Origin of the sequence: uncultured Dialister sp., assembly GCF_900538805.1 — a bacterium.
Classification (GTDB): domain Bacteria; phylum Bacillota; class Negativicutes; order Veillonellales; family Dialisteraceae; genus Dialister.
The window spans coordinates 1-8,456 of the sequence record NZ_UPZP01000097.1 but is presented as its reverse complement, the minus strand read 5'-3'; the positions used below and the strand labels follow the sequence as shown (position 1 = coordinate 8,456).

Below are 8,456 nucleotides of genomic sequence, written 5' to 3'. Positions count from 1 at the left end.
ATTCTAGAATAAAAGCAGACAACGATTTAATCAGCGCTTCCCTAGCTCGGCTCAGAAGTGCTGCTGACTTCTGCCTGTGGAAGGAGGCTATGAACTGCGGCGAAGCCGCCACCACAACCCTCGGACCAAAGGCCCGTCAAACCTAAGAACCCTTGCGTCCACAGGACGCATTAATCTTAAGAACCTTTTCTACACAACCTGCCGCCGGCAGGCGGTGCACAGCGAACACATTTTGAAGGAGCGAAGCGACGCACAAAATGTAGTGAGTCGTTTCCCCTTTAGTGGGCCATAACCTTCGGGGCAAAGCCCCGTCAACCTTCCCCTCTGAACCCTTTTGCGTTCGGGAATACCATTCCGCCTGCAGAAAAGCAGCGCCTTCATGGCGCTGCTTTTTGATTGTCCGATTCAGTTGTCATAAATAATGAGGCCCATGAAGACCAGGTCTTGGTCCCCTGTGTTTTCCAGCCCGTGGCGGCTGCCGTTCTGGCAGAACATGGCGTCACCCGGTTTCACTTCATAGGTGGTGTCGTTGTCGGTGTAAACGCCGTGGCCGGAAAGGATGTAGTAAATTTCTCCATCTCCCTTATGCTGGTGGACGCCCATGGAGCAGCCCTTTTCCAGGGTGGCCTTCACATAGACCCGGCATTTGTCCTTCAGTATGTCCGGTCCTGCAATGGGCTGAAGGATAATGCGGCCTTTGCCGCCGTTGGCGTGTTCGATGATTTTTGGTGGGATTTTTGGAATCATGGGATTTCCTTCTTTCATAGGTAAATAGATTTGAGGTTTGAGATTTGAGGGGGATAGGGGCGGGAAGCCGTATTCTCGAAAACAAGAGGGTTCAGGCGCCTTTGGCGCCCAGGTTCAAGCCGTCATTGGGCTCACGCCCTTGGCTACGGTAAGGCGGTAAGGTGCTCGCTTAATGGGCAGGCTATGCTCGCATATGAGCCTGACTTGCGGTTCCTATGCAGGAACCGCACAAGTTCCGCCCACAGAGCGGGCTGGTTCAGAGGGAGTTATATATGCTGCCTTCGGCAGCACTGCCGCGAAGCGGCATATATACTCATCGCCCGAAGGGCGATACCACCCCCTCTGAACCCTCTGAACCCTTTGAACCTTTTGAACCCGGGCCCCGAAGGGGCCCCTACTCATTCCTCCAGTGATACTCCGCCAGCTCCCGGTCCGAGACGTTTCCTATTTTAACATGGTTGAGGTATTTCCTGGCGATTTCACCAAGGGATACCAGGGTGGAAACGGGGGTGGGCGGGCGGTTCATCATGCGCCAGCGGGGGAAGAAGCGGGTGATGTGGAGGGGGATGGCTGGAGAGAGGGAGCCGATCCAGCGGACCATGTTCTCAAAGCATTGGGGGTCATCGTTTTCTTTCGGGATGACCAGGTTCGTCAGCTCCACATGGGACATTTCATGGGCCCTTTGGATGGTTTCCAGCACCGGATTTTTGGCGGCGCCGCAGATGGTTTTATAGAAATCGGGATTCCAGCCCTTGAGGTCAATGTTCCAGGCATCAATCAGGGGAAGGAGCGCCTCCAGCGCTTCTTTGCTGATGAAGCCATTGGACACCATCACGTTCATAAGCCCCGCTTCCTTGATGAGGGGCGCCGTGTCACGGATGAATTCAAAGGAAAGAGTGGGCTCGTTGTAGGTCCAGGCGACGCCGATATTTCCTTCGGCAGTCAGGGCACGGGCCAGGCGGAGCACATCGTCGGGAGAAACCTTCCGGCTCTCCGGCTCTTTTTGCGAAATTTCAAAGTTCTGGCAGAAGGCGCAGTTCATATTGCAGCCCCAGCTTCCCAGGGAAAGGATGACGGCGCCGGGATGGAAATAGGCGAGGGGCTTCTTTTCGATGGGGTCCAGGGCGGCGGAGGTGACAAGACCGTAGGTGAGGGCTTTCAGGGTGCCATGGTCGTTCCAGCGGGTGCGGCACCAGCCTCTCTGGGAAGGAAGAATCCGGCAGCGCCGGGGACAGAGGCGGCAGCGGCAGATGCCGCCTTCTTCTTTGTCATAAAATGCACATTCCATGGGAACCTCCTTTTGAGATTTGAGATTTGAGATTTGAGATTTGAGATTTGAGATTTGAGGTTTGAGGTTTGAGAGGGTTGTCCGCCGGGCTTTATTCCCGAATGCATGGAGACGTCAGACGGCCAGACATCAGACTTCCCGCCTCCCACCTGTCATCCTGAGCGCCAGCGAAGGATCTCGGTGCGTGCCGATAGTGGCTCATAAGCTGGTAAATACTGGTCGGCGGGAAGGGACACTGGACGATATTCCCGAAAGAGGAGGGGAGAGGCGCCTTCGGCGCCTAGGTTCAAGCCGTCATCGGCTTCGCCTTCCGAGCCGGTTCAGAGGGGAGCTTTATATGCCGCCGGCAGGCGGCTATATACTCATCGCCCGAAGGGCGATACCACCCCCTCTGAACCCTCTGAACCCTTTGAACCTTCTGAACCTTTTGAACCCTCGCGCCCTTCAGGGCGCGTCAATAGTATCTCTTCACTGTAAACCGATACAGCCTGACTGCCTCGTCCTTTCCGATGCCAGCCTTCCGTTTGGCAATGGCGATCTGTTCTTCCGGCGTATCCACGCCGTCAAGGTCCGGGAGAAGGAGGCCCCGGCGGGTGCCTTTTTCTACGATGACGCCGTATTTCTTTGTATCCAGGCCGGAAATTTCTGCAGGCTCCGGGGAGGAGAGGATGTCCACGGAAATGGTGAGGTCCGAAAGTTCCCGGGCCGAAAGGGGCGGAAAGCGGGGGTCGTCGTGGGCGGCGGCTTTGGCGTTGTGGATGATTTCCTCTGCCACATTCCGATAGCAGGGAAGAAAGGTGCCGATGCAGCCGCGGAGGGCGCCGAATTCATGGAGGGATACGAAGGCGCCGGCCCTGCCTTGGAGTTCGTCAGGAAGGGTATCCGGTGTCTTCATGATTTTTCCATGCTCCAGGAAATAGCGGATGCTTTCTTTGGCCAGTTCCACCCGCACATCGTGGATTTCCTCTTTCTCCGGTTCCTCTTCAGGCAGGTAGAGGCATACGCCGTAGCCTACGCCGAAGGGCCCTTCGTGGGAGAAGCAGGGCATGGCGGCTTTCCTCTTCCCCAGGACGCCGAAGAGAAAGTACACCGACGGCAGGCCGCACATGGCGATTTCATCGATGAAATCAGAGGTCATGGAGGTGAGGGGCTTCTTGTCCCGCCTTTTCAGGGCGTCCATGACGGCCTCATCGAAGAGGATGCCCTTCGGGGTATAGCCGTTGGGAGAGTCCTTTGTGAGTTTGTGGGACAGGTCGCCGGAGGCGATGACACCGATTTTCCGCCCCAGCTTGGCAGCACAGCGTTCCACGATGGTGCCCAGGATTTCATTCATTTCGTAATTGGAAAAGCAGGGGGACAGCATGACTGCCCGCCCCCGGAAGCCTGCCTTCAAAAGGTAGTACATGGGTACAAAGGTGCCCCAGTCCACGGCAAGGGTTTTGCCGTACCTGGCGGCTTCGGCTTCATCCACCCGGTGCAGCGGGATGAGGGGCTCCGCTTCCTTCAGGATGGCCTCCGACAGCATGCGGTCTATGGAAAGGGTCATGGACAGGTCCGGGCGGCCGAAGGCGGCAAGATTTCCTTCCACAGTGGGCGCCAGGAACAGGGCGGGGCCGTCGTAGAAGCAGAGGTTGTGGGGAGAAATAATCACCACGGTTTCCATGCCTTCGGAAACCATGCGCTTCATGGCTTCTTCTTCTGTTTTCACCGTAAGGGCCATGCGGGAAAGCTCCTTCCCGCCGATTTCCGGAATCATAATAGGCGGATGGGGGAAAAGCCCCGCCGCCGTACAGGTGGTATCCATTGGAAGCACTTCCTTTCTATATTTTCTGTCTTTAGTGTAGTAGTTTTTGAGGGAAAAAGCAAAGTGGGCCCGCCTTCGGCGGGCCGGGTTCAGGCGCCTTTGGCGCCCGGGTTCTATCGGTCATGTGCTGACGCACTGACCGATGGGTTCCGCCCGCAGAGCGGGCCGGTTCAGAGGGAGTTATGTATGCCGCCTTTGGCGGCTATATACTCATCGCCCGATAGGGCGATACCACACCCTTTGAACCCTCTGAACCCTTTGAACCCTCTGAACCTTCACGCCCGAAGGGCGTGTCCATGAACCCTCTGCACCCCGGGCCGCTTCGCGGCCCCTCCTTGCCACTCCCTTTTCTTCCGTGGTATAATGAGTAGTCTTGATTTTATAGAATTCTTCTCAAAAAGAAGGGTTCTATCTATGATATAATAAAGTATATATTTTACAGACCGGGGAGGCGATAGTGTTGGAAAAGCATGTCATTATCAATGTGACTTCCCTGCAGCGGGACGAAAACGGGAAGGATGAGACCATTTCCCTGGAAACTCCGGGCATTTACGGAGAGGACGGGGATATGCAGTACATCAGCTACCGGGAGACGAAGCTGGCAGGCATGGAAGGCACCACTACCACTCTCCGCATTTTTGATGACCACGTCAATCTCATACGGGATGGCAGTTTCCTGCAGAACCAGGAGTACCGGCTGGGTGTGCCGTCGGAGTCCGGTTATGTGACCCCCATGGGGGCGCTGAAGGTGACTGTGGTGACCAGGGAAATTGAAAATTCCATCGTCCACGGCAAAGGACGCATGCGCCTTTCCTACGATGTGGAGCTGGAAGGTCTGTTTACCCATTTGAATGAAATTATTGTTGATGTTCGAGAGGATCCGGAATATTCATGGAAGTCAGAGAAGAACTGAAAGAACTCATTGAAAAGGCAAAGGACGCCGCTGTGGCGGCAGGGGAGCTGCCGGCAGGCGAATATGCACCGGTGCAGCGGCTGGAGGTGCCGAAGGAAAAGGAATTCGGCGATTATTCCACCAATGCGGCCATGCAGTGGGCCCGGACGGCCCATAAGGCGCCCCGCATGATTGCGGAGGCCATTGTAAACCATATGGATACGCCGCTGGTGTCCCGTATGGAAATCGCCGGCGCAGGATTTATCAATTTCTTCCTGGCCAAGGATACGGTGTACACCGAATTGAAGAATATCCTGAAAGCCGGCCCGTCTTATGGCGACCTGCCGAAGACGCAGAAGGACCGTTTCCTGGTGGAATACGTTTCCGCCAACCCCACAGGGCCCCTTCACATCGGCCATGCCCGGGGCGCTGCTTACGGCTCCGCCTTGGTGAACCTGCTCCGGGCCGCCGGCTATGACGTGCTGTCGGAGTACTATGTGAACGATGCAGGCAACCAGATCGACCACCTGGCAGAATCCATCAACGCCCGCTACCTCCAGCTGAACGGCATGGACGCCGAAATTCCGGAGGACGGCTACCATGGACAGGACATCATTGATACCGCCCGCCACATCCTGGAAAAGGACGGAAAGAAATACCTGGACATGGACGAAAAGGAAAGGCTGGAGATTTTCAAAAAGCTGGGCCTGGAAGAAAAGCTGGCTGCCCTGAAAAAGGACCTCCACGATTTCAACGTGGACTTCGACAACTGGTTCTCCGAAAAGTCTCTCTACCCGGATCAGGTGAATGCAGCCCTGAAGGTGCTGAAGGACGAAGACAATATGTATGAAAAGGACGGCGCCCTGTGGCTCCGTACCACCAAGAACGGCGACGACAAGGACCGCGTGGTCATCCGCACCAACGGCGTACCCACCTACTTCTGCTCCGATATTGCCTATGTGGGAAATAAGATTCACCGGGGCTACAACAAGCTCATCGATATCTGGGGTGCCGACCATCACGGATATATCATCCGTCTGAAGACGGCCATGAAATTTCTGGGCTACAACCCCGATGATTTTGAAATCATGCTTCTCCAGATGGTGACCCTCCTCCGGGACGGAAAGCCGGTGAAAATGTCCAAGCGTACCGGTGAGGCCGTGACCCTCCGGGAACTGATGGACGAAGTGGGCACCGATGCAGCCCGGTATTTCTTCTGCGCCAGGACCCTGGACTCCCAGATGGACTTCGATATCGACCTGGCAAAGAAACATTCCAACGAAAACCCGGTGTACTACATCCAGTATGCCAATGCCCGTATCCACAGCCTGTTTTCCCAGGCAGAGGAAGCCGGCGTCACCTGGGACAAGAGCTTTAAGGACACCGATTTCACAAAACTTACAGAAGAATGCGAACTGGACCTCATCAAGAAGATGGAAAACTACCATCAGCTCGTGGCCGGCGCCGCCCAGGAAAGAGCGCCCCAGCGCATTGCCAAATATGCCTATGAACTGGCCGCCCTTTTCCACCATTTCTACAGGGAATGCCGGATCCTGGGCGTAGACAGCGAAACCACCAAGGCCAGACTGGGCCTCATTACAGCCGTACAGTATATCCTGGTCCATGCCCTTCATATCCTGGGGCTCTCGGCACCGGAACATATGTGATAGATTTCTGATTTCTTTCCACTGATTCACCTATTTCACAAGGAGGTTCCATGACTAAATACATCTTCGTAACCGGCGGCGTCGTTTCGTCCCTGGGCAAAGGCATTACCGCCGCATCCCTGGGAAGACTTCTGAAAAACAGAGGATACAAGGTTACCATCCAGAAATTCGATCCCTACATCAATATTGATCCAGGCACCATGAGCCCCTACCAGCACGGTGAAGTCTTCGTCACCGACGACGGTGCTGAAACGGATCTGGACCTGGGCCACTATGAACGTTTCATCGACGAGAACCTGTCCAAGGCCTCCAACGTCACCACCGGCAAGGTTTACCAGTCCGTCATCAATAAAGAAAGAAAGGGCGAATACCTGGGTTCCACCATCCAGGTCATCCCCCATATTACCAATGAAATCAAAGACCGGGTGCTCCGGGTAGGAAGAAATGACAACGCCGACATCGTTATCACCGAAATCGGCGGCACCGTAGGGGACATCGAATCCCTGCCCTTCCTGGAAGCCATCCGCCAGGTGAAAAAGGACGTGCCCAACCGGAACGACGTCCTTTACATCCACGTTACTTTGGTGCCCTACATCGAAGCGGCGGACGAACTGAAATCCAAGCCCACCCAGCACTCCGTCAAGGAACTGCGCTCCATCGGCATCCAGCCGGACATCATCGTATGCCGCACTGTGAAGGCCCTGCCCGATGACATGAAGAGGAAAATCGCCCTCTTCTGCGACGTGGAACCGAACGCCGTCATCAACAACCTCACCGCCAAGAGCATTTACGAAGTACCCCTCCTCCTCCAGGAAGAAGGCCTTGACCGCATTGCCCTTGAAAAACTGGGCCTCGACGACAGCCCCTGCGACATGGACGACTGGAAAGCCATGGTCAGCCGCATCCTCTCCGCCGACAAGGAAGTGGACATTGCGCTCGTAGGCAAGTACGTGGAACTCCACGACGCCTACCTCTCTGTGGTGGAAGCCCTCTCCCATGCGGGCTACGCCTTCGGCACCAAAGTGAACATCCACTGGATTAATTCCGAAGTACTGGAAGAAGAAAAACCGGACCTCCGGGAAGTCTTCAAAGGCATCGACGGCATCGTAGTCCCCGGCGGCTTCGGCTACCGCGGCGTAGAAGGCAAGATTGAAACCATCAAATACGCCCGCACCAACAACATCCCCTTCCTGGGCCTTTGCCTGGGCATGCAGTGCGCCGTCATCGAATTCGCCCGTGATGTATGCGGCATGAAAGACGCCAACTCCACCGAATTCGACGCAGAAACACCGTACCCCGTCATCGACCTCATGCCGGACCAGGAAGACGTCACCGAAAAAGGCGGCACCATGCGCCTGGGCATCTATCCCTGCAAACTCACCGAAGGCTCCAAGGCCAGGGAACTCTACGGCGGCCAGGAAATCGTATACGAAAGACATCGTCATAGATACGAAGTATCCAACGCCCTCCGTCCGGAACTGGAAAAAGCAGGCCTCTCCATCTGCGGCACCAGCCCCGACGGCCGCCTGGTAGAAACCATCGAACTGAAGGACCACCCCTACTTCGAAGCCACCCAGGCCCACCCCGAATTCAAGAGCCGCCCCAACCGTCCCCATCCCCTCTTCGTGGGACTGGTGAAAGCAGCCATTGAACATCATAAAGGATAAAGAAATGAAAAAGCACCGCGGAAGCGGTGCTTTTTTGATGCTTCGGAGTCAATGGCAGTGGGCGGCGGGATTCCCTAAAGCAAGGAGGGTTCAGGCGCCTCACGGCGCCCGGGTTCTATCGTTCGTGCGCTTCGCGCCGACCGATGGGTTCCGCCCACAGAGCGGGCTGGTTCAGAGGAAGTTATATAGTATCGCTGCGGCGGGAAGCTGTATTCACGAAAGCAAGAGGGTTCAAGGCGCCAGTATGGATAAAACCGTACAACCGCCCTGGCGGGCGGGGAAAAACAAGCAAACCGCCCTTACGGGCGTGGGAAATGCACCCCTTCTGCCGCCTGCGGCGGCGTCTTCCCCGGAGGGGCAGATTTTAGCGGGGCTATGCCTTGAGGGGCTT

The 8,456-nt window shown here is 55.9% G+C and carries 6 protein-coding genes; 3 read left to right on the top strand and 3 right to left on the bottom strand.

Going from position 1 to position 8,456, the window contains the following annotated elements:
• Positions 1-405 precede the first annotated feature (405 nt).
• The 3 genes from QZQ29_RS07955 to amrA all read right to left on the bottom strand — a co-directional run bounded on the left by QZQ29_RS07955 (position 406) and on the right by amrA (position 3,839).
• Positions 406-747 carry a cupin domain-containing protein gene (locus tag QZQ29_RS07955; RefSeq protein WP_296962114.1) on the bottom strand — a complete coding sequence of 114 codons (342 nt, stop codon included), beginning with the start codon at positions 745-747 and terminating at the stop codon, positions 406-408.
• A 394-nt stretch (positions 748-1,141) separates the two neighbouring features.
• Complete coding sequence (gene amrS, locus QZQ29_RS07950) at positions 1,142-2,035, bottom strand: AmmeMemoRadiSam system radical SAM enzyme (RefSeq protein ID WP_296962113.1); 894 nt, start codon at positions 2,033-2,035, stop codon at positions 1,142-1,144.
• 454 nt (positions 2,036-2,489) lie between these two features.
• On the bottom strand, positions 2,490-3,839 hold the full coding sequence (gene amrA, locus QZQ29_RS07945) for an AmmeMemoRadiSam system protein A (protein ID WP_296962111.1): 1,350 nt from the start codon (positions 3,837-3,839) through the stop codon (positions 2,490-2,492).
• A gap of 457 nt (positions 3,840-4,296) precedes the next feature.
• Between amrA and QZQ29_RS07940 the strand changes: the two genes are divergently transcribed.
• Genes QZQ29_RS07940 through QZQ29_RS07930 form a run of 3 tightly spaced genes read left to right on the top strand, consistent with a single transcriptional unit; the run spans position 4,297 to position 8,065 of the window.
• Positions 4,297-4,752 carry a DUF1934 domain-containing protein gene (locus tag QZQ29_RS07940; RefSeq protein WP_296962110.1) on the top strand — a complete coding sequence of 152 codons (456 nt, stop codon included), beginning with the start codon at positions 4,297-4,299 and terminating at the stop codon, positions 4,750-4,752.
• On the top strand, positions 4,731-6,398 hold the full coding sequence (argS, locus tag QZQ29_RS07935) for an arginine--tRNA ligase (RefSeq protein WP_296962108.1): 1,668 nt from the start codon (positions 4,731-4,733) through the stop codon (positions 6,396-6,398). Before QZQ29_RS07940 ends, argS begins: the two co-directional genes overlap by 22 nt.
• 50 nt (positions 6,399-6,448) lie before the next feature.
• Positions 6,449-8,065, top strand: a complete 1,617-nt coding sequence (locus tag QZQ29_RS07930; RefSeq protein ID WP_296962106.1) for a CTP synthase — start codon at positions 6,449-6,451, stop codon at positions 8,063-8,065.
• Positions 8,066-8,456: the final 391 nt, after the last annotated feature.